This window comes from Acidimicrobiales bacterium (genome assembly GCA_035316325.1).
Classification (GTDB): Bacteria; Actinomycetota; Acidimicrobiia; order Acidimicrobiales; family VFJN01; genus DASXTK01.
This window is the reverse complement of sequence record DATHJB010000075.1, coordinates 15,815-35,993: the sequence shown is the minus strand read 5'-3', so window position 1 is coordinate 35,993 and position 20,179 is coordinate 15,815. Positions and strand designations below refer to the sequence as shown.

Sequence of the window (20,179 nt, the reverse complement as noted above, 5' to 3'; positions counted from 1 at the left end):
AAGTGGGAGTGAGGTTCCGGTAAAGAGGGTCCGGCGGTCAGTGCTCAGCCTCGCTCGGCATAGCGTCGGCGGCATGGAGCCCGACCCCACCATCACCTGCGTCGACTGCGGCGAGACAGCCCACCTGCTGACGCACCCCCCGGAGGACGGGCAGTGGCAGCCGGGCGACGTGGTGGTCTACCGCTGCTCGGCCTGCAACGACCGCTGGGACATCGTCCTCCCGGGCGAGGACGGCGAGGACCCCACCGACGACGAGGACTGGTAGCCAGGGGTGTCTTTGAAGGGAAACGACCTCAATGGGGTCGTTTCCCTTCAAAGACGAGGGACTTCACCCCTTCAGGAGGAAGTCGCGCTCGTCGTCGTCGAGGAAGAGGGCCAGCTCGGCGACCAGCTCGGGATGGGCGCCCAGACCACCGGTGCCGTCGATGATCTCGAAGGCGACCTCCCGGGCGTGCGCCACCCACTCGGCGTCCTTCCGCAGCGACGCCAGCTTGAGGTCGTTGCGGCCCTTCTGCCGCTCCCCCATGATCGTGCCCTCGCCCCGCAGCTCGAGGTCGACCTCGGCCAGCTCGAACCCGTCGGTGCTCTTCACCAGGGCCCCCAGCCGGATCTCGGCCTCGGGCGTGTCGGACTCGCTCACCAGGTAGCACCACGACCGGTCGCTCCCCCGGCCGACCCGGCCCCGCAGCTGGTGGAGCTGGGCGATGCCGAAGCGGTCGGCGTCGAGGATCACCATCACCGTGGCGTTGGGGACGTCGACGCCCACCTCGATCACCGTGGTCGCCACCAGCACGTCGAGCTGCCCCTCCCGGAACCGCTGCATGGTGGCGTCCTTCTCCGCCGGGTTGAGGCGGCCGTGCAGGAGGCCCAGGCGCAGGCCCTGCAGCTCGTCGGCCGCCAGCCGGGCGTAGGTGTCCTCCGCCGAGCGGGCCTCCAGCTTCTCGGACTCCTCGATCACCGGGCACACGACGTAGGCCTGGCGCCCGGCGTCGACCTCGCGCCGCACCGCGGCCCACACCTCCGCCTCGTCGCCCTCGGTGCGGGCCCACGACGTGCTGATCGGCTGCCGGCCGGCGGGCCGCGACTTGATGACCGTCACGTCGAGGTCGCCGTAGACGGTCATCGCCGCGGTGCGCGGGATGGGCGTGGCGGTCATGACCAGCACGTCGGGCACGGCCTCGCCGCCGGACTTGTCGCGCAGGGCGGCCCGCTGCTCCACGCCGAAGCGGTGCTGCTCGTCGATCACCACGACGCCCAGCGACGCGAACTCGACGGCGTCCTGGATCAGGGCATGGGTGCCGATGACGAGGTCGACCTGCCCGGCGGCCAGGTCGGCGAGGATGCGGCGACGGTCGGCCGCGGCCACCCGGTTGGTGAGCAGCTCCACCCGCAGCGGCCGGGCGCCGAACAGGGTGGCGCCCGAGTCGCCCACCTCCATGCCGTCGACCAGCGCCCGGATGCCGGCGGCGTGCTGCTCGGCCAGCACCTCGGTGGGCGCCATGAACGCCCCCTGGTGCCCGCCCTCCACGGCGACGAGCAGCGCGGCGACGCCCACGATCGTCTTGCCGCTGCCCACGTCGCCCTGCAGCAGGCGGTGCATGGGGAAGGGCTTCGACAGGTCGGCGGCGATCTCGTCGACGGCCGCAACCTGGTCGGGGGTCCGCTCGAACGGCAGCCGCTCCCAGAACTGCGCTACCAGCTCGCCTGGCGCGGCGTGGGCGATGCCCGGCGTGGTCCGCTCCAGGTGCCGCTTGCGCTCGACCAGGGCGAGCTGCACCCGCAGCAGCTCGTCGAGCACCAGGCGTCGCCGGGCCTCGTCCTTCTCCTGGATCGACGCCGGGGCGTGGATGCCGTGGAACGCCGCGGTGCGGTCGATCATGTCGAAGCGGTCGAGCACCCAGTCGGGCACGGGGTCGACGAAGTCGCCGGCGCGCACCAGCGCCTCCTCGATCCAGCGGGCCAGGTCCCAGGTGTAGATGCGGGCCTTGTCGGACTGGGCGTACACGGGGACGATCCGACCGGTGCGGTTGCCCACCAGGTCGACCACCGGGTTCGTCATCTGCTTCTTGCCCTGGTAGGTGTCGACCTTGCCGAAGAAGATGGCCTCGGTGCCGGCGCTCAGCTGCTTCGCCCGCCACCCCTGGTTGAAGAAGGTGATCCGCAGGCCGCCGGTGCCGTCGGTGACATCCGCGGTGACCATGATCTTGGGTGGGCGACCGCGGGTGCGGCGGCTGTCGACGCGCTTGACCTCGCCGAGGACCATCGCCTGCTCGCCGACCTGCAGGTCGCGGATGTGCGCCTGGTGCGTGCGGTCGATCCAGCGGCGCGGGTAGTGCGTGAGCAGGTCGAGGACGCTGCGGATCTCGAACTGCTCCTCCAGGGAGCTCGCCTTGTCGTCGCTGATGCCCTTGAGCTCGGTGGGCTTGATGCCGGCCAGCTGGGCAAGTTGTCGCGCCACGACGGATCGGCTACTCGACGCCGAAGAGGTACGGGTACAGCGGCTGGCCGCCGTGGTGCACCTCCTGCTCGACGCCCGGGCGGTGCTCGCCGAGCCACTCGGTGATGCGGCGGGTGTCGGCGGCCGACGCCCCCTCGCCCTCGATGATCGTGACGATCTCGTGCCCGTCGGCCACCAGCACCTCCAGCAGGGTGACGGCCGCCTCGGCGACGGTGGGCGACACGGCCCGGATGCCGTCGCGGGCGATGCCGAGGAAGTCGCCCTTGGTGATCGGTCCGACGTCGCAGGTGGAGTCGCGCACCGCCTGCGTCACCTCCCCCGCCACCACGCTGGCGGCGAGGTCGGTCATCTCCTTGGCGTTGTCCTCGACCGGCGCCTCGGGGTCGTAGCCGATCAGCGCCGCGAACCCCTCGGCGATGCCCCGGGTGGGCACGACGCGCACGGTCTTGTCGGTGAGGGCGTCGACCTGCTCGGCCACCGGGATGATGTTCTTGTTGTTGGGCAGGATCACCACCTGGTCGGCGTTGACGCCCTGCACCATGTCGAGCAGCTCGGCGGTCGACGGGTTCATCGACTGGCCGCCGGCCACGATGGCCTGGGCGCCGAGGCTGTGGAAGATCCGTTTGACGCCCTGCCCGGCGGCGACGGCGACGACCGCGGTGGTGACCGGGTCGCGCACGATCTCCAGCTCGCCGGCATCCGCGCTGGTGGCGTCGCGCACCCAGCGCTCCTCCTCGACCTCTTCCATCAGATCGGTCACCCGGATCTGGCGGGGGCGCCCGGCATCGATGGCGGCCTCGATGGCGGCGCCGATGTCGTCGGTGTGGATGTGGCAGTTCCAGATGCCGTCGCCGCCGACCACCACGATCGAGTCGCCGATCCCTGCCCAGACGTCCTTGAACGCCGGGATCAGGGCGTCGGGCGCCTCCAGGAAGTACATGACCTCGTAGCGCAGGTCGCCGACGCCGTCGTGGGCGGCGTGGTCGTCGGCGGTGTGCTCGACGAGCGATGCGTCGGGGCGGACGGTGCCCTCCCCCACGGCCGGTGCCGGGATGTCGCGCCCGTCGACCACGTGCAGGAGGGAGTCGAGGAACAGGAGGTAGCCGGTGCCGCCGGCGTCGACCACGCCCGCCTCGGCGAGCACGGGGAGCTGCTCGGGTGTCTTCTCCAGCGCCAGCGCCGCGGCCTCACGGATGGCGGTCAGCAGGGTCGCCAGGTCGACGTCGGCGCCGGAGCCGGCCAGCTCGGCCTCCGCGGCCTCCGCCGAGGTGCGCACCACCGTGAGGATCGTCCCCTCCACCGGCCGCATGACCGCCTGGTAGGCGGCGTCGGACGCGGCCCGCAGCGCCTGGGCCAGGACGGGACCGTCGAGTCGACCCACCTCGGCGACCACGCCGACGAACCCCCGCAGCACCTGCGACAGGATCACGCCCGAGTTGCCCCGGGCCCCCATCAGCGAGCCGTGGCTGATCGCCTTGCACACCGCGCCCAGGTCGTCGGGATCGCCGACGCCCTCCACCTCGTCGCCGACCGACCTCAGCGTGAGCGACATGTTGGTGCCCGTGTCGCCGTCGGGCACCGGGTAGACGTTCAGGCGGTTGATCGGCTCGCGATGGGCGGCCAAAGCGTCGCGGTACGCCTCGATCACTCCGCGCAGCTCTGCCGCACCCAGGTGGTCGAGGGTGCTCACGGGTGCGATGGTATGTGACAGCGAAGGCGAAGCCGTTCGCCGCTGGGGGCGGCGGCGGGGTGGTCGGTGGGGTGACGGCTGACCCAACGCCCGATGACGCGTCACCCCTGCGACCTACCCATCCCTGGTTGTTCCCGTACCTGCCCGCTGAGTACAGTTGTTCGGTCGTAGTCGCCCGAGCACGAGGTCAACAGTCATGGCAGCCGTCTGCCAGGTTTGCGGCAAGCACCCCTCCTGGGGCATGTCGGTGAGCCACTCCCATCGCCGCACGAAGCGCCGTTGGAACCCGAACATCCAGCGTGTGCGCGCCCTCGTCAACGGGGCGCCCAAGCGGGTCCACGTCTGCACCGGCTGCATCAAGGCCGGCAAGGTGCAGAAGCTGGTCCACTAGCCCCCACACGCATCACGAGATCTCACACGGGGACCGGACGCCCAGAGCGCCGGTCCCTCGTCGCGTCCGGCCACACCTGGTGATGTTTCGTGCTCGCTTTGCCCAGCGGAACCTGCGATCCGTACGGTGGAAGCACCCATTGCGGGCAGTCCGAAACGAGGAGCGGCCTCCGTTGCAAGGTGTGATCAAGTCGTACGACCCGGGTACCCGAGACGGGATCGTCGTGCGCGATACCGACCTCGGTGAGGTCGATCTTGCGGCAGATGCGTTGGTCGGCACGGTCTTTCGGCTCCTGCGCCCTGGGCAGCGCGTGATCTTCGACCTCAACGGCGAGGGTCGAGCCACGCACCTGCGTCTGGGGTCGGAGGTGGACATGGGCACGCCGGGCTTCGATCCTGAGCCCGGCCCGATTGAAGGCCTCGACGACGGCCCAGCCACCACCGCGTAACCACCACTGCGGGGACATCGCCGCCAGGAGGATCATTTGGCTTCAACCACCACCAATCAGAAGCTGAAGGACTGGGTCGAGCACTGGGCAGGCATCTTCCAACCGGACCACGTCGAATGGTGTGACGGCTCCCAGGACGAGTGGGACCGACTCACCGAGCGCCTCGTGGACGCCGGCACGTTCGAGCGTCTCGACGGGACGCTCCGCCCGAACAGCTTCCTGGCGCTCTCCGACCCGGGTGACGTGGCCCGCGTCGAGGACCGCACCTTCATCTGCTCCGAGGACGAGGCCGACGCCGGCCCGACCAACAACTGGAAGGCTCCCGCCGAGATGCGGGCGGAGCTGCTGGAGCACTACACCGGCGCCATGCGGGGTCGCACCATGTACGTGGTGCCGTTCTCGATGGGGCCGATGGGCTCGCGCATCGCCCACATCGGTGTGCAGCTCACCGATTCGTCGTACGTCGCGGTGAACATGCGGATCATGACCCGCATGGGTCAGGGGCCGCTCGACGTGCTGGGCGACGACGGCGAGTTCGTCCCGTGCCTGCACTCCATCGGCTACCCGCTGGCGGATGCCGAAGGAACACCGCGTGACGACCTTCCCTGGCCTTGTGATTCCGAGAACAAGTACATCGTCCACTTCCCCGAGACCCGGGAGATCTGGTCGTACGGCTCGGGCTACGGCGGCAACGCGCTGCTCGGCAAGAAGTGCTTCGCCCTGCGCATCGCCTCGACCATGGCGCGCGACGACGGCTGGATGGCCGAGCACATGCTCATCCTCGGCATCACGCCGCCGGGGGGCGAGAAGCGCTACATCGCGGCGGCCTTCCCGTCGGCCTGCGGCAAGACCAACATGGCCATGATGATCCCGACCATCCCGGGGTGGAAGGTCGAGACCATCGGTGACGACATCGCCTGGATGAAGTTCGGCGACGACGGCCGCCTCTACGCCATCAACCCGGAGGCCGGGTTCTTCGGCGTGGCCCCCGGCACCGGCGACGACACCAACCCGAACGCCATCGCCACCCTCTCGGGCAACTCCATCTTCACCAACGTCGCCAAGACCGACGAGGGCGACGTGTGGTGGGAGGGGATGTCGGAGCCGCCGGCCCACCTGGTCGACTGGCGGGGCGACGACTGGACGCCCGCGTCCGACGCCCCGGCAGCCCACCCGAACGCCCGGTTCACCGCCCCGGCCGCGCAGTGCCCGTCGATCGCCCCCGAGTGGGAGGACCCGTTGGGCGTGCCCATCTCGGCGATCCTCTTCGGCGGGCGCCGCGCCACCAACGTGCCGCTGGTGACCGAGTCGTTCGACTGGGACCACGGCGTGTTCCTGGGGTCGATCATGAGCTCCGAGACCACCGCCGCCCAGGCGGGTGCGGTGGGCAAGCTGCGCTTCGACCCGTTCGCGATGCTGCCGTTCTGTGGCTACAACATGGGCGACTACTTCGCCCACTGGCTGGAGATCGGCGACGCCACCGAGGCCGACAAGCTGCCCCGGCTGTTCTGGGTCAACTGGTTCCGGCGCGGCGAGGACGGCTCGTTCCTGTGGCCGGGCTTCGGCGACAACAGCCGGGTGCTGAAGTGGGTGGTCGAGCGGCTCGACGGCTCGGCCGCGGCGGTCGACACGCCGATCGGCCGGGTCCCCACCGCCGCTGCCGTCGACACCGGCGGCCTCGACCTGGCACCGGACGTCCTCGAGCAGCTGTTGCGGGTCGACAACGACTCGTGGCGCGCCGAGCTGCCGCAGCTCGACGAGCACTACCGGGGGCTGGGCGAACGGGTGCCCACCACCCTGAAGGAGCAGCTGGAGACGCTGGAGAAGCGCCTCAGCGAAACCTGACCGACGACCGACGTCGATCCGGGGACGCCCCTTCCGGGCGTCCCCGATCGCGTCGGAACTAATGTGGGCCGACCATCTCAGCTGGGGGAAACGGACGAGCGTGTCGATCGATACGGGTGTTGCCGAGCCGGCAGCCGGGACAACAGAAGACGGCCCGATCTCCGACGGCGGAGACGAGCCGGCGCCCCTCGGGGGCGTCCTGTCGCCGCGGCTGCGGCTGTTCTCGCTGACGTTCCTGATGCTGTTCGTGGAGCTGGCGCTGATCCGCTGGCTCGGGGCGAACGTCGTCTACATGTCCTACTACTCGAACTTCGTGCTGCTGGGCAGCTTCCTCGGGTTCGGGTTGGGGTTCCTGTGGGTGGGCCGGTCGCCGCGGTCGCTGTTCCCCTACGTCCCCGTGCTGCTGGGCGCCCTGGTGGCGTTCGTGTACGTGTTCGAGGTGCCACTGAAGTGGACCACCCGCGAGGTGATCTTCTTCGAGACCATCGAGCCGGAGAGCCCGTTCCCCCGCTGGATCGTGCTGGTGGTCCTGTTCGTGGCGGTGGCGCTGGTGATGGCGGCCATCGGCGACGGCGTGGCCCGCACGTTCGGCCGCTTCGAGCCACTGGAGGCCTACCGGCTCGACCTGCTCGGCAGCGTCGCCGGCATCGCCGCCTTCAGCGCCCTCTCGTTCCTGGGTGCGCGGCCGCTGGTGTGGGGCCTGATCATCCTGCTGGTGCTGGGGCTGACCCTGCCGCTGCGCATCGACGTGGCGCGGCGGGCGTTCGTCCCCCTGGTGCTCGCCGGGGTGGGCGGCCTGCTGCTGGTGGTCCCGCTGGTGGTCGAGGCCGGCGACGACGACGTGATCTGGTCGCCGTACTACCGGATCACCCACCACATCAACGACGCCGGCGGCATCGGCACGAAGGTCAACCAGAGCCCCCACTGGGAGCAGATCCCCTCCGACGGCAGCCCCCTCTACGAGACCGTCTACCAGCGCACCACCCGCCCCGACGGCGGTGACGTGCTGGTCATCGGCGCCGGCTCCGGCAACGACGTGGCGGTGGCGCTGGAGCGCGACGCCGAGCACATCGACGCCGTCGAGATCGACCAGCGGCTGATGGACCTGGCCAAGACCGGCCACCCCGACGAGCCCTACGCCGACCCCCGGGTCGACGTGCACATCGACGACGGCCGGGCCTTCCTCGAGCGCGCCGACAAGAAGTGGGACCGCATCCTGCTGGCGCTGCCCGACTCGCTGGCGCTGGTGCAGGGCCAGTCGGCGATCCGCCTGGAGAGCTACCTGTTCACGGTCGAGGCCCTGGAGGCCGCCAAGGAGCACCTCAAGCCGGGTGGCAGCTTCGCCATGTACAACTACTACCGCCAGGACTGGCTGGTGGACCGCTACGCCAACACCATGGCCTCGGTGTTCGACCAGCCGCCGTGCGTCAGCCGCTGGCCGGTGTTCAGCCTGGCCGTGCTGACCGCGTCCGACGACGCCTCGGCGCTCGACTGCCCCGACGAGGAGGTGTGGGCGAGTGCGAGCGGCGACGACCCGGTGCGCGACGACCGGCCCTTCCCCTACCTCCGCAACCGGGCGATCCCGACGGACTACCTGCTCGCCGGCGGGGCGATGCTGGGCCTCTCGGTCGTCGCCGTCATCGCCATCCTGGGGGTCGGCCGTCAGCTGACCTCGGCGGTGCAGTACGCCGACCTGTTCTTCATGGGCGTCGCGTTCATGCTGCTGGAGACCAAGAGCGTCACCCAGTTCGCCCTCCTGTTCGGCACCACGTGGTTCGTGAACTCCCTGGTGTTCCTGGGGGTTCTGCTCAGCGTTCTCGTCGCCGTGGCGGTGTCGCGCCGCGTCACGTTCCGGCGGCCCGCGCTCCTGTACGGGGTGTTGCTGGCGGCGTTGGCGCTGGCGTTCGTGGTGCCGCCGTCGTCACTGCTCGAGCTGGCCGTCGTGCCCCGGTTCGTGGCCGCCGTGATGTTGGCGTTCTTCCCGATCTTCACCGCCAACCTGGTGTTCACCCAACGCTTCAAGGCCACGTCCAGCTCGACGGTGGCGTTCGGCGTCAACCTCCTGGGGGCGATGGTGGGCGGCCTGATGGAGTACACCGCGCTGATCACCGGGTTCCGGGGGCTGCTGGTGCTGGTGGCGATCGCCTACGGCCTGGCCTTCCTCACGGGAAGAAAACACCTCGTCGCGGTGCCCGCAGCTGGTTGAATCTGTTCCATGTCTGTCACCGCGTACATCCTCATCCAGACCGAGGTCGGCAAGGCCGCCCAGGTCGCCACGGCCACGGGCGGCATCGAGGGGATCGTCTCGGCGGAGGACGTGACCGGCCCGTACGACGTGATCGCCCGAGCCGAGGCCGAGAGCGTCGACGAGCTCGGTCAGATGGTGGTCAGCCGGGTGCAGATGATCGAGGGCATCACCCGCACGCTCACCTGCCCGGTGGTGCACCTCTAGCTAGGTGCGGGCGCCGCCGATGAACATGTTGCGGATGCCGAGGCCCATGATGAACAGGCCCCCCAGCCCGTAGAGCAGGTACTTCTTCTCCGCGAGCTGCTGGCGGTAGCTGTAGATGATCCCGACGGCCACGATCCCGGAGAAGCCGTAGAGAGCGTGGAGGTCGTCGACCTCGACGTCGTCGGCTCGCATCACGCCCACGCCCAGGAACACCTGGACGAAGACCGTGAGCTCCGCCGCCAGGGTCGCCCACCACAGGGCGGGCTTCCGGAGATCCTCCCGGTAGTGGGCCGCGAGGGCCCACAGGCCGACGGCGGCGTTGGAGAGGACGACGACCCAGGAGAAGCCCTCGTGGATCCCGAGCAGGGTCACCCGGCTGCGTTGCCGGCCGAGCCGGTGCTCACCTCGTAGGACCACAGCTCGCTGGAGACCGTGACCGGCCCGCCGGTGTGCGGGTTCGGCCGGTCGGTGCCCTGGTGGCCGTGCCCGAACGCCGGGCTGTTCACCCAGGCCTGGAACGACTCCTCGTCACGCCAGCGGGTGACCACCAGCCAGACGCTGCGATCGTCGGTGGGCTTGAGCAGCTCGAAGCCCTCGAAGCCGTCCTGTCCGTCGACCGCGCCGGCGCGGGCGGCGAAGCGCTGCCCCAGCTCGTCGCCCGAGCCCTCGGGCACGGTGATGGCGTTGATCTTGACGACGGGTGTACTCACGGGTGCTCCTGAGTTCGAGGGATCCCGACGCTACGCGATCGCGCCGGAGGCCTTGAGCTTGGCGATGCGGTCGGCGTCGAAGCCGGCCTCGTCGAGGATCTCGTCGGTGTGCTGGCCGGCGTGCGGGGGCGGGGCCGAGATGGCGGCGGGCGTGCGATCGAAGCGCGGGGCCGGAGCGGGCTGCGGGATGCCCGCGACCTCGACGAACGTCTGGCGCTGCACGTTGTGGGGGTGCTCCAGCGCCTCGGGGATGCTCAGCACGGGGGCGACGCAGGCGTCGGTGCCCTCGAAGATCGCCATCCACTCGTCGCGGGTCTTCGTCTTGACGATCTCCGCGAACTGGGTCTTCAGCGCCGGCCACTGCGACCGGTCGTGCTGGTGGGGCAGGTCCCCGATGTCGAGGCCGAAGCCGGCGAGCAGGGCGTCGTAGAACTGCGGCTCGATCGACCCGACCGACAGGTACAGGCCGTCGGCGGTCTCGTAGACGTCGTAGAAGTGGGCGCCGGTGTCGAGCATGTTGGTGCCGCGCTCGTCCTGCCAGATGCCCATGGCCCGGAAGCTGTGGGTCATGGTCATGAGCAGGGCCGATCCGTCGACCATCGCCGCGTCGATCACCTGCCCCTCCCCCGAGCGCTGGGCCTCGAAGACCCCGGCCAGCACACCGAAGGCGAGCAGCATGCCGCCGCCGCCGAAGTCGCCGATGAGGTTGATGGGCGGCAGCGGGGGCTCACCGGCCCGGCCGATCGGCTCGAGGGCGCCGGCGAGGGCGATGTAGTTGATGTCGTGGCCGGCGGTCGGTGCGTAGGGCCCGTCCTGGCCCCAGCCGGTCATGCGGCCGTAGACGAGGCGGGGGTTGCGGGCCCGGCAGTCGTCCGGGCCGATGCCGAGCCGCTCGGCGACGCCCGGCCGGAAGCCCTCGATGAGCACGTCGGCCTGCTCGACCAGGTCGAGCACCACGGCCACCCCCTCGGGGCTCTTCAGGTCGACGCCGATGGAGCGACGGCCGCGGGCGAGCAGGTCGCCGGGCGGGAGGGCAGGGTCGCCGCCGTCCACGTTCTGCGCCCGGTCGACGCGGACGACCTCGGCGCCCAGGTCGGCCAGCATCATCCCGCAGAACGGTCCCGGGCCGATGCCCGCGATCTCGACGACCTTCAAGCCGGTGAGCGGTCCCATGTGCGTCGGTTCCCCTTCGTCGGGCCGTGGTCGCACGGCCTCGGGTCGGTGTGGTGTCAGCGCGGCGGGTGCTGCGCGGCGTGTGCGGTGATGGCGTCGACGAGGCGGGGCCACAGGACCCGCGGCAGGTCGTGGCCCATGCCCTCCACCAGCATCAGCTTGGCGTCGGGGACGACCTCGGCGGTGCGCTCGCCGCCCGACGGCCCGACCAGGTTGTCGATGGTGCCGTGGATGACGAGGGTCGGGATGTCGAGGTGGCGGAGCCGCTCGGTGCGGCTGCCGGAGGCGAGGATGGCGACGAGCTGGCGGGCCACGCCGGTGGCGTCGTGCTTGCGGTCCCACGCCTCGGCGGCCCGGGCACGCACGGTCGGCTCGTCCCAGAGGCCGGTGCTGCCGAAGGCGTGCGCGGAGGCGACGCGGCGGTCCTGCATCTGCTCGCGGGTCTGCGGCGGCGGGGTGAGCAGCACGCCGAGGGCCTCGGGCGTGGGCTGGCCGACGTCGGGATCGCCGGTGGTCGACATGATCGACGTGAGCGACGCCACCCGCTCGGGGTGCTCGATGGCGACGGTCTGGGCGATCATCCCGCCGAGCGACGCCCCGACGACGTGCGCCCGGCCGACGCCGAGGTGGTCGAGCAGGCCGACGGTGTCGCGGGCCATGTCGGCGAGCAGGTACGGCACCGTCGGCGTCTCGCCGGCGCCGATCCGCTGGATGACGTCGAACACCTCGACCGCCTGGGGTATGTAGGTCGACAGGCCGGCGTCGCGGTTGTCGAAGCGCACGACGTGGAAGCCGTGGCCGGCGAGCTGCTCGCAGAACCCGGGCTCCCAGGAGACCATCTGGGCGCCCAGCCCCATGACCAGCAGGAGCGTCGGGTTCGACGGATCGCCGAACGTGTCGTAGCAGAGGGTGATGCCGTCACCTACGTCGGCGTACGTGTCCGTCGCGCTCATATGGGACGACATCGTGTTCGGGTGGCAGTTGCTGTCGCAAGTGCAAGTTGCCGGGCGGGTAGTGAGGAGGTCCGGCTTAACGTGTGCGCCATGTCACCGAGATTCGGCATCCATGCGGGGTTGCAGAACACGTCGGTCGCCGAGTTGCAGGCGATCTGGCAGCAGGCGGACACGTCGGGGTTCGACTGGGTGTCGGTCTGGGACCACTTCTACGCGGCGTCGACGTTCGACGGCACGCCCGGGAGCTACGAGAACCACGAGGCCGTGGCGATGCACGCCGCCCTCGCCTGCTCCACGTCGAACGTGCGCTGCGGCTGCCTCGTCTACAGCGCCGGCTACCGGCACCCGGGCGTGCTGGCCAAGGCCATCGCCACCATCGACCACCTGTCGGGCGGCCGCGCCGAGATCGGGCTGGGCGGCGGCTGGTCGCAGGCCGAGTACGCCGCCTACGGGTTCCCGTTCCCGTCGGCCGGCGAGCGGCTCGACCTGCTGGAGGAGTCGGCGGCGTGCGTCCGCAGCCTGCTGCGCAACGAGGTGACCAACTTCTCCGGGAAGCACTTCCAGTTCACCGATGCCTGGCTGCAGCCGCGGCCGCTGCAGGCCGAGCTGCCCATCTGGATCGGTGGCGGGGGCGAGCGGCGGACGCTGCGGATCGTGGCCCGCCACGCCGACGGCTGGAACGTGCCGTTCATCCCGCCCGAGGAGTTCGCCCGCAAGCGCTCGGTCCTGGCCGCGCACTGCGAGGCCGAGGGTCGGGACCCGGCGACGATCCGCTGTGCGATCAACGTGGGCATCTGCGCCGACGAGGAGTCGCTGCAGGCCCAGTTCGGGGCGCTCGCCCAGTTCGTGCGGCCGGGGGTCCTGGTGGGGCGGGGGCAGGAGCTGGTCGACCGGATCGGCGAGTACGTCGACGCCGGGGCCGACCAGGTCAACTTCGCCCTGCGCGCCCCGTGGGACCCGGGGCTGCTCGACCTGGCCACCGAGGCCGTCGAGGCCTATCGCGGGTGACGGTGACGGCCTGGGCGCCGGGGCGGGTCAACCTGGTCGGCGACCACACGGACTACACGGGCGGTCTCGCCCTGCCGTTGGCGATCGGGCTGGGCGTCGAGGTGCGGGGCGACCGGGGCAGCGACTGGGTGATGCTGGGGTCCTCGGCGATGGAGGGCGTCGCCGAGCTGCCGTTGGTGGTGTCCGACGTCGGGGCCGTCGAACCGGCGTGGGCCCGGTACGTGGCGGGCGTCGTCGCCGAGCTGGGGCCGGACGACGGGCTGTCGGGCACGATCGACTCCACGCTGCCGCTCGGGCGGGGGCTGTCGTCGAGCGCGGCGCTGGAGGTGGCCGTGGCGTTGGCGCTGGGCGCGTCGGTGGCCAACCCGTTGGCGCTGGCGCAGCTGTGCCAGCGGGCGGAGCACCGGGCGACCGGGGTGCCGTCGGGGATCATGGACCAGCTCACCGTGTTGGCGGCCGTCGAGGACTCGCTGCTGCGGCTCGACTGCCGGTCGCTGTCGGTCACGCCGCTGGCGCTGCCGGCCGGCGTGGAGGTGGTGGTGGCCGACTCGGGGACCGAGCGGACGCTGGTGGGCTCGGCGTACGGCGAGCGGGTGGCGGAGTGCGCGCGGGTGGAGGCGGAGCTGGGGCCGCTGCGGGACGCCACGCCGCAGGACGCCGAACGGGTGGCCGACCCCGTGCTGCGGCGCCGGGCCCGGCACGTCACGACCGAGAACGCCCGGGTCGACGCCGTGGTCGCCGCTCTGGGGTCGGGCGACCTGCGGCACGCCGGTGCGCTGATGGTGGCCAGCCACGCCAGCCTGCGTGACGACTACGAGGTGTCGACCCCGGCCCTGGACGCCCTGGTGCAGGAGCTGCGGGGGACACCCGGGGTCTACGGCTCCCGCCTCACCGGCGCCGGCTTCGGCGGCTGTGTCGTGGCCCTGTGCGACGCCTCGGCAGCCCTCGATGTACCGGTCGTCTGGCGCGGCCGCCCCACCGGCCCCGCCACCCTGCGACGGCACACGTAGAGCTCCTGGTCCCTAGCCCTCGTCGGGGCGCGTGGACTCCGGCGATCCGATCGGGGCCGCGCAGAACAGGCACGTCACCTTCCAGGCGTGCTCCGGTTCGAGGCGGCCGGCGAGGCACAGCTCCACGTTGGCGAGGGCGAAGCCGAGGATCCCGACGCTGGCGGCGACCACGTCGTCGGGCGGCAGCGACGATCCCGCCAGCAGCTTGGCCAGCTCCGAGGCGATCTGGGCCCGGATCGAGGTGGCGGTGGACGCGAACGCCGGGTCGTGCGAGAAGGCGGGGTCGCCGAAGAGCAGCCGGTAGGTGTCGGGGTTCTCGTCGAAGAAGGTGAAGATGGCGCTGAGCAGGTGGGTCAGCCGGGCCTGGGGCGAGAAGGGCACCCGGGCCGCGTGGCGCAGCTCCCGGAGGAGCTCCTCCAGCAGCTCCTCGGCCACGCAGACGACCAGCTCCGCCCGCCCACCCGGGAAGTAGTGGTAGAGCAGGCCCTTCGACACGTTGGCGGCGACGGCCACCTCGGCCAGGCCGGTGTCGACGTAGCCCCGGGAGGCGAAGACCTCGCGGGCCCCGGCGACGATCTCGGCCCGCCGGTCCTCGGGCCGCATGCGCGCCCGCTTGGCAGGCGGCGGGGCGTCTGCGGAGCTCGCGGCGGTCACATCCGCACCTTAGTTGACAGAGACTTCAACAAGTCGGCGCCTTCCACCGCCACGACGACCGGACGAGTCGGCTCCGAGTCATTAAGCTGACACACGGTCAACAGTCTGGGGAGGGGGCCGCGACGGTGTTGTCCGCTGCGTTCGAGTGGGGACGGCGTCGGCTCCTCCGGGAGGGGCCGGCCGACGGGATGTTCCCAGCGGTCGCCGGCCGGCTGGGGATCGTGTGGGTCGGCGTCTCCGTGCCGTTCACCACGGCGGTCGCCTTCCTCGCCGACACGCCCGACAGCTACCTGTTCGTGTGGGTGTACATGGCCAGCGGCGCCTACACCGCGCCCGCCCTGGTGGCCGGATGGCTCCAGGTGCGCCGGGCGCCGGCCCACGACCGGACGGCCTACGCGCTGCTCTACGCCGGCCTGGTGTCCGTGTTCGGCATCGGCGTGGCCATCCTGCTGGGCCTGGTGGTGGGGCGGCGCGGTGCCCCCTGGATGGGCATGTCGGCCGTGGCGCTGAGCGGTGCGCTCCACTGCGCCGGCCTCCTGGTGCTGATGCGGCGGCGGTCGGGCCGGCTCCGGCTGTCGATCGACGTCATGGAGGCGGCCGCCGCGACGGTGGCCCTCGGCGCTCCCTTCGTGGTGCTGGCGGCGCCGGCGATCGCCGACGCCGAGGCCCGGTGGTTCGCCCTGTCGGCCGCCGCGAGCGTGCCGTTCGTCACCTGGGGCGTCTACTGCGGCCTGTTGCTGCTGGTGCGCCTCGGCCGGCGGCACGGCACCTTCGAGGCGTGCATCTGCGCACTGGTCCTGAGCGGCGGCGTCAACGCCGTGCTGCAGACGGCCCAGGGCGTGACCGGCTTCGGACTGCCGGCTCCTCCGCTGATCGCCCTCCATGCCGTGTGCATGAGCATGTACCTGCTCATACCGCTCAACGTGCCTCTCATCATCCGGCCCGGCCTCGGCGAGCTCCCGCCGCAGAGCCAGGTGCGCGGCGGCCGGATGGCAGCGTTCTTCGTGCTGATCGGGCTGGTGGCGCTGCTGGTGAGCACGGTCGCCGTCGCCGACGAGCACCCCTGGACCGTGCCCTTCTCGCTGGCCGCCGTGTCGGTGCTGCTCCTGCTGGCGCTCCTGCGCCAGACCGCCGCGGGCGGCGAGACCCGCCGGCTGTACCGGCAGGTCGAGGAGGCATCCGACCAGCGGCGTCGCCTGGTCGCCCAGCTGCTCGAGCGGGCGGAGCACGAGCGCCGCCACTTCGCCGACCAGCTCTACGAGCAGGCGCTGGCGGCCTACACGTCGTTCAGCGTGATGGCCGGCAGCGACGGGCGGGAGCGGGGGTCCCCCTCGCTGGCGGCGGAGATCTCGGCCCGGGTCGGGGGCGACTTCGCCCGGACGGCCCAGTCGGTCCACGAGCTCGTGCTCGCCATCCGGCCGCTGGAGGGCGAGCCCACGGAGCGCGAGCGGCTGGGGGTGCCGATCCGGGCCTACCTGGCCGACATCTACGGCGACCGCACCGCGCCCCGGCTGACCGTCGACGTGGCCGAGACCCTGTCGCCCGACTGGATGACCGAGACCGTCGTGCTGCAGATCGTGCAGGAGGCCCTGCACAACGTGCGCCGGCACAGCCGGGCCACGTCGGTCGACGTGGTGATGGATGCCGACGGGGACGCGGTGCGGCTGCAGGTGACCGACGACGGCGTCGGGTTCGATCCGGTGTCGGTGCCGGAGGGCTCGGGGATCGCCACGATGCGGGCGTCCGCGGCTGTCGTGCGGGGTGCGCTCATCGTCGAGTCCCACCCCGGTGGCGGCACGGTGATCACGGCTCGGCTGGGGTCCGGCCGGGCCGACGACGAGCCACCGGCGCCGGCGGCCATCCCCACGCTGCGCCTGGTCCCCGATCCGAGCGACTGAGCGACTGAGCGACTGAGCGACGGCGGCGGGGAGCGGACGCTCCGATCCCCTGGTTTCGACGCGCCCACGTTGCTGACCGCACCAACCCACCAGAGCCGGAGATCCCCCGTCTTGTTGATCTTGAGTCAATAAAAGCGTATGTTGCTGACCCAGCCCAACAAGCAGATCTTCGGGGGGAGAATCCTCATGGAAGTCATGAGAAGGCGCGGGCGGATCACGCTCGCCGCCGCCATCGTCACCGTCATCGGACTCGGCGCCTGCAGCAGCACGACGCTCGCCGGCAGCGGTGACACCAGCGAGGACGACGTCGGCGCCGCCGCACTGGCGTCGCTGACCTTGAACTACAGCTGCGTCTTCCCGCTCATCGGGGCGCAGCCGCTGTCCGTCGAGATCAGCTCCGACATCCCGACCGAGGTCACGCCCGGCGTGCCGACGGGGGCGTTCGAGATCGACGCCATCTCGACCGTCAACGACGCGGCCCGGGTCGGGCTCCGGACCGTCGGAGCCACCACGCTCGAGGGCACGGTCAAGGCCGACGCCCACCTGGCGGCGCCGAGCCTCGACCTGCCGCTCGTCGTCGACATGGCGATCCCGCAGGCACCCATCCCCGCCACCGCCGGCGCCTTCACCGTGAACGCCGACGGCGCGACGCCGTCGCTCACGTTCACGGCCCAGAACGCCGGCACCGGCACCATCACCGTCGGCGATCTGGTGCTGACCATGACGCCCCGGGACGCGAACGGCAACCCGACCGGGCTCGGCACGTTCGACGCCGACTGCACCGCGGCGCCGGGCCAGGACCAGGTCCTGCACACGTTCACGATCACCGGAGGCAGTGGGACCACCACCACGTCGGTGCCGGGCTCGACCACGTCGACGACCCTGCCCTCGACCACCACCACGACGGTCCCGCAGCCGCTCGAGTTCGCGTTCGACCTGACCGGCAGCTCGTTCATCCAGGCCGCCAACGGCACGACGCCGCTCACCGGCGGGATCGTCGCCCAGTTCGACCTGGCCACCGGCACCCACACGTCGGAGCTCACGCTCGCCCCGACCACGGGCAGCTTCACGATCCTCGGGATCCTCCCGGTCACGGCCAGCATCGAGTTCGTGCAGGCCGGGCCCACCACGGGCTCGCTGGTCGACGGACGGCTGACATCGCGGTCGGAGATGTTCGTGCGGCTCACGAACGTGCTGGCCTTCGGGTACCTGCCCATCGGCGGCGGCCCCACCTGCCAGACCACGACCCCGGCCGTCGTCGACCTGGCCACACCGGCGGGTGAGCTGTTCGACCCGCTGGCGGGCGGGAACCTCGAGGGCACCTACACGCTGCCCGGGCTGGCCGCCGGCAGCTGCGGCTTCCTGGGCGACCTCATCAGCCTGTTCACGGCGGGTCCCAACAACACCATCGACCTGGCCCTCACCGCCACGGACTGACCACAGCCACATCCCACCCTGGAGCCGGGCCCCTGCCGTCGAGGCGGGGGCCCGCTCCCTTCCACGGAGGTCTCAACGTGTCCGATCGAACTCGCCCGTGGGTGCGGAGCGCCGTCGCCGTGGTGCTGGTCGCCGCGTCCGCCGGACTGGCCGTCGGCGGTCCCGGCCCCCGCCCGGCCTCGGCCCGGCCGGTGCAGGCGGCCCCCGACGACGCCTTCTTCACCCCGCCCGCCCCGCTGCCCGCCGGCTCCCCCGGCGACGTCATGCGCTCCCGCCCGTCGCCGGCCGGCCCCCGGTCGACCCGGGCCCTGGCCGACGCCTGGCAGGTCATGTACCTGTCCACCGACGTCGCCGGCGCGCCCAATGCCGTGACCGGGACGATCCTCGTGCCCAAGGACGCCGACCCCGCCACGGCGCCGATCGTCGGCTTCGGGCCCGGCACCCACGGCCCCGCCTTCCGCTGCGCCCCCTCGCTGATGCTCGCCGACGGCGGGTTCTACGAGCAGCCGGCGGTCGACGACATGCTCGAACGGGGCTACGCCGTCGCCGTCACCGACTACGAGGGCTACCACCCGGACCCCGCCACCACGTACATGACCGGGCGCTCCATGGGGCACGCGCTCCTCGACGCCGTCCGGGCGGCCCAGCGCTTGCCCGAGGCCGGGCTGGCGGCCGACACACCGGTCGTGCTCCGGGGCTACTCGCAGGGCGGCGGGGCGGCCATGTGGGCCGGCCAGCAGCACCCGTCCTACGCCCCCGAGCTCGACCTCGTCGGCGTGGCGGGCGGCGGCGTGCCGGCCGATCTCGTCCAGGTGGGGATCCCGCTCGACGGTGCGGACGGCTTCGGGTTCTTCCTCTACACGCTGCTGGGCATCGACAACGCCTACGCGGACGTCTCCCTGGAACCGCACCTCAACGACGCCGGGCGGGCGGCCATCGCCCGGATGGAGGACGACGTGTGCGTGCTGGAGCTGATCCTGGAGCTGGGCGGCGGGACCATCGCCGGGCACACGGTCAGCAGCCCGCTCACCGCGGCGCTGTTGGGGCACATCGTGGAGAACGGGCTCGGCGGCCAGGCGATCGACGTGCCGGTGTTCCAGTACCACGAGCAGCAGGACGGGCTCGTCGCCTTCGGCCAGGCCCAGGCGCTGCGCGACGCCTACTGCTCGCTCGGCGTCCAGCACACGTGGCGGACGTACGACACCGGTGGGGCGACCGGGCTGATCCGCCACGTCAACCTGGTGTACCGGGCCAACGACGACGTCAACCGCTTCGTCGAGTCCCGCCTCGCGGGCGCCCCCGCCACCTCGACCTGCTGAGGTTCACCCGTCGGGCACGCCCGGAACACCAGGTGCGCCCGCTCGTACGACGGCGGCAACCGCGGCTACATGCGGTCGAGGAGCTGTTGCTTCTTCTGCTTGAACTCGTCCTCCGACACCACGCCCTGCTTGCGGAGCTCGTCGAGCTGGCGGATCTGCTCGGGGATCGACGCGCTGCCGCCACCGGTGTCGTCGCCCTCCTTGACCTCACGCCCGATGCGGTCGAACTTCCGGTTCTCGTTCTCCTCCATCTGCTTGTAGATCTCGTTCTGCACCGCAGACGGATGCCGCACGTTGGAGAAGGCCTGGCGCCCGCCCTCACCGGCGGACTCGATCACGAGGTCGCCGGTGCGCAGGATGCGCTCGAAGATCGACTGGCCGAAGAACACCGTGTTCACCCGCTCCAGCGGGATCTCGATGCCGTGCTTGGCGAGGACCCCGTGGCGGTAGATGAGGCGGTCGGTGGTGACCACGAAGTTGGTGGTGACCCACTGGGCGTAGCGGGAGGCGAACAGGATCAGGAACGCGAGGATGACCAGCGCGGTGACGATCCCGGCCGCCTGGCCGGGCGTGCCGTCGGGGTTCCAGACAGCGACGAGCACGCCCACCACCACGCCGCCGAGCAGACCGACCAGTTCCTTGGCGAAGAACCACCAGTGCGGATGCAGGTCCAGCACGACGTCTTCGCCCTCGTTGAGGAGCTTGCGAGGGAAAGGCACGGCCGGAGGATAAC

Annotated in this window: 19 protein-coding genes; 11 read left to right on the top strand and 8 right to left on the bottom strand. The window is 71.4% G+C overall.

The genetic code is table 11. The features are described from left to right. Positions 1 to 73: 73 nt before the first annotated feature. Complete coding sequence (locus tag VK611_10545; GenBank protein HMG41761.1) at positions 74 to 265, top strand: hypothetical protein; 192 nt, start codon at positions 74 to 76, stop codon at positions 263 to 265. A gap of 63 nt (positions 266 to 328) precedes the next feature. On the opposite strand, the gene recG is transcribed toward VK611_10545, so the two are convergent. Beyond that, the gene (gene recG, locus VK611_10540; GenBank protein ID HMG41760.1) at positions 329 to 2,458 is read right to left on the bottom strand and encodes an ATP-dependent DNA helicase RecG; all 2,130 of its coding nucleotides are present in this window, start codon (positions 2,456 to 2,458) and stop codon (positions 329 to 331) included. A 10-nt stretch (positions 2,459 to 2,468) separates the two neighbouring features. Next, positions 2,469 to 4,148 carry a DAK2 domain-containing protein gene (locus VK611_10535; protein ID HMG41759.1) on the bottom strand — a complete coding sequence of 560 codons (1,680 nt, stop codon included), beginning with the start codon at positions 4,146 to 4,148 and terminating at the stop codon, positions 2,469 to 2,471. Between the two features lie 196 nt (positions 4,149 to 4,344). On the opposite strand from VK611_10535, the gene rpmB reads away from it, so the two are divergent. The 5 genes from rpmB to VK611_10510 all read left to right on the top strand — a co-directional run bounded on the left by rpmB (position 4,345) and on the right by VK611_10510 (position 9,284). Then, on the top strand, positions 4,345 to 4,539 hold the full coding sequence (rpmB, locus tag VK611_10530; protein HMG41758.1) for a 50S ribosomal protein L28: 195 nt from the start codon (positions 4,345 to 4,347) through the stop codon (positions 4,537 to 4,539). Positions 4,540 to 4,720: 181 nt separating this feature from the next. Further along, positions 4,721 to 4,987 (top strand): hypothetical protein, encoded by a 267-nt coding sequence (locus VK611_10525; GenBank protein HMG41757.1) that lies wholly within the window; start codon positions 4,721 to 4,723, stop codon positions 4,985 to 4,987. 36 nt (positions 4,988 to 5,023) lie between these two features. After that, a complete protein-coding gene (locus VK611_10520) occupies positions 5,024 to 6,832 on the top strand; it encodes a phosphoenolpyruvate carboxykinase (GTP) (protein HMG41756.1) in 1,809 nt (602 codons plus the stop codon). 100 nt (positions 6,833 to 6,932) lie between these two features. Then, on the top strand, positions 6,933 to 9,038 hold the full coding sequence (locus tag VK611_10515; GenBank protein HMG41755.1) for a hypothetical protein: 2,106 nt from the start codon (positions 6,933 to 6,935) through the stop codon (positions 9,036 to 9,038). A gap of 9 nt (positions 9,039 to 9,047) precedes the next feature. Further along, positions 9,048 to 9,284 carry an Lrp/AsnC ligand binding domain-containing protein gene (locus VK611_10510; protein ID HMG41754.1) on the top strand — a complete coding sequence of 79 codons (237 nt, stop codon included), beginning with the start codon at positions 9,048 to 9,050 and terminating at the stop codon, positions 9,282 to 9,284. On the opposite strand, the gene VK611_10505 is transcribed toward VK611_10510, so the two are convergent. The 4 genes from VK611_10505 to VK611_10490 are packed head-to-tail and all read right to left on the bottom strand — an operon-like array spanning position 9,285 to position 12,120. Then, the gene (locus tag VK611_10505; protein ID HMG41753.1) at positions 9,285 to 9,656 is read right to left on the bottom strand and encodes a hypothetical protein; all 372 of its coding nucleotides are present in this window, start codon (positions 9,654 to 9,656) and stop codon (positions 9,285 to 9,287) included. It abuts the gene before it with no gap. Then, complete coding sequence (locus VK611_10500; GenBank protein ID HMG41752.1) at positions 9,653 to 9,994, bottom strand: antibiotic biosynthesis monooxygenase; 342 nt, start codon at positions 9,992 to 9,994, stop codon at positions 9,653 to 9,655. The genes VK611_10505 and VK611_10500 overlap by 4 nt, the downstream gene beginning before the upstream one ends. 30 nt (positions 9,995 to 10,024) lie before the next feature. Further along, complete coding sequence (locus VK611_10495; protein HMG41751.1) at positions 10,025 to 11,167, bottom strand: CaiB/BaiF CoA-transferase family protein; 1,143 nt, start codon at positions 11,165 to 11,167, stop codon at positions 10,025 to 10,027. A gap of 56 nt (positions 11,168 to 11,223) precedes the next feature. Beyond that, positions 11,224 to 12,120, bottom strand: a complete 897-nt coding sequence (locus tag VK611_10490) for an alpha/beta hydrolase (GenBank protein HMG41750.1) — start codon at positions 12,118 to 12,120, stop codon at positions 11,224 to 11,226. A 90-nt stretch (positions 12,121 to 12,210) separates the two neighbouring features. Between VK611_10490 and VK611_10485 the strand changes: the two genes are divergently transcribed. After that, positions 12,211 to 13,128 carry a TIGR03560 family F420-dependent LLM class oxidoreductase gene (locus tag VK611_10485; protein ID HMG41749.1) on the top strand — a complete coding sequence of 306 codons (918 nt, stop codon included), beginning with the start codon at positions 12,211 to 12,213 and terminating at the stop codon, positions 13,126 to 13,128. Beyond that, positions 13,125 to 14,138, top strand: a complete 1,014-nt coding sequence (locus VK611_10480; GenBank protein ID HMG41748.1) for a galactokinase family protein — start codon at positions 13,125 to 13,127, stop codon at positions 14,136 to 14,138. The genes VK611_10485 and VK611_10480 overlap by 4 nt, the downstream gene beginning before the upstream one ends. 12 nt (positions 14,139 to 14,150) lie before the next feature. Here the strand turns inward: VK611_10480 and VK611_10475 are convergent, their stop codons facing one another. Continuing rightward, positions 14,151 to 14,792, bottom strand: a complete 642-nt coding sequence (locus VK611_10475; protein ID HMG41747.1) for a TetR/AcrR family transcriptional regulator — start codon at positions 14,790 to 14,792, stop codon at positions 14,151 to 14,153. 125 nt (positions 14,793 to 14,917) lie between these two features. Between VK611_10475 and VK611_10470 the strand changes: the two genes are divergently transcribed. The 3 genes from VK611_10470 to VK611_10460 all read left to right on the top strand — a co-directional run bounded on the left by VK611_10470 (position 14,918) and on the right by VK611_10460 (position 19,446). Continuing rightward, positions 14,918 to 16,690, top strand: a complete 1,773-nt coding sequence (locus VK611_10470; GenBank protein HMG41746.1) for an ATP-binding protein — start codon at positions 14,918 to 14,920, stop codon at positions 16,688 to 16,690. 195 nt (positions 16,691 to 16,885) lie between these two features. Then, positions 16,886 to 18,127 (top strand): DUF6801 domain-containing protein, encoded by a 1,242-nt coding sequence (locus VK611_10465; protein ID HMG41745.1) that lies wholly within the window; start codon positions 16,886 to 16,888, stop codon positions 18,125 to 18,127. Positions 18,128 to 18,204: 77 nt separating this feature from the next. Continuing rightward, positions 18,205 to 19,446 carry a lipase family protein gene (locus VK611_10460; protein ID HMG41744.1) on the top strand — a complete coding sequence of 414 codons (1,242 nt, stop codon included), beginning with the start codon at positions 18,205 to 18,207 and terminating at the stop codon, positions 19,444 to 19,446. Between the two features lie 65 nt (positions 19,447 to 19,511). On the opposite strand, the gene VK611_10455 is transcribed toward VK611_10460, so the two are convergent. Continuing rightward, positions 19,512 to 20,165 carry a PH domain-containing protein gene (locus tag VK611_10455; GenBank protein HMG41743.1) on the bottom strand — a complete coding sequence of 218 codons (654 nt, stop codon included), beginning with the start codon at positions 20,163 to 20,165 and terminating at the stop codon, positions 19,512 to 19,514. Positions 20,166 to 20,179 lie beyond the last annotated feature (14 nt).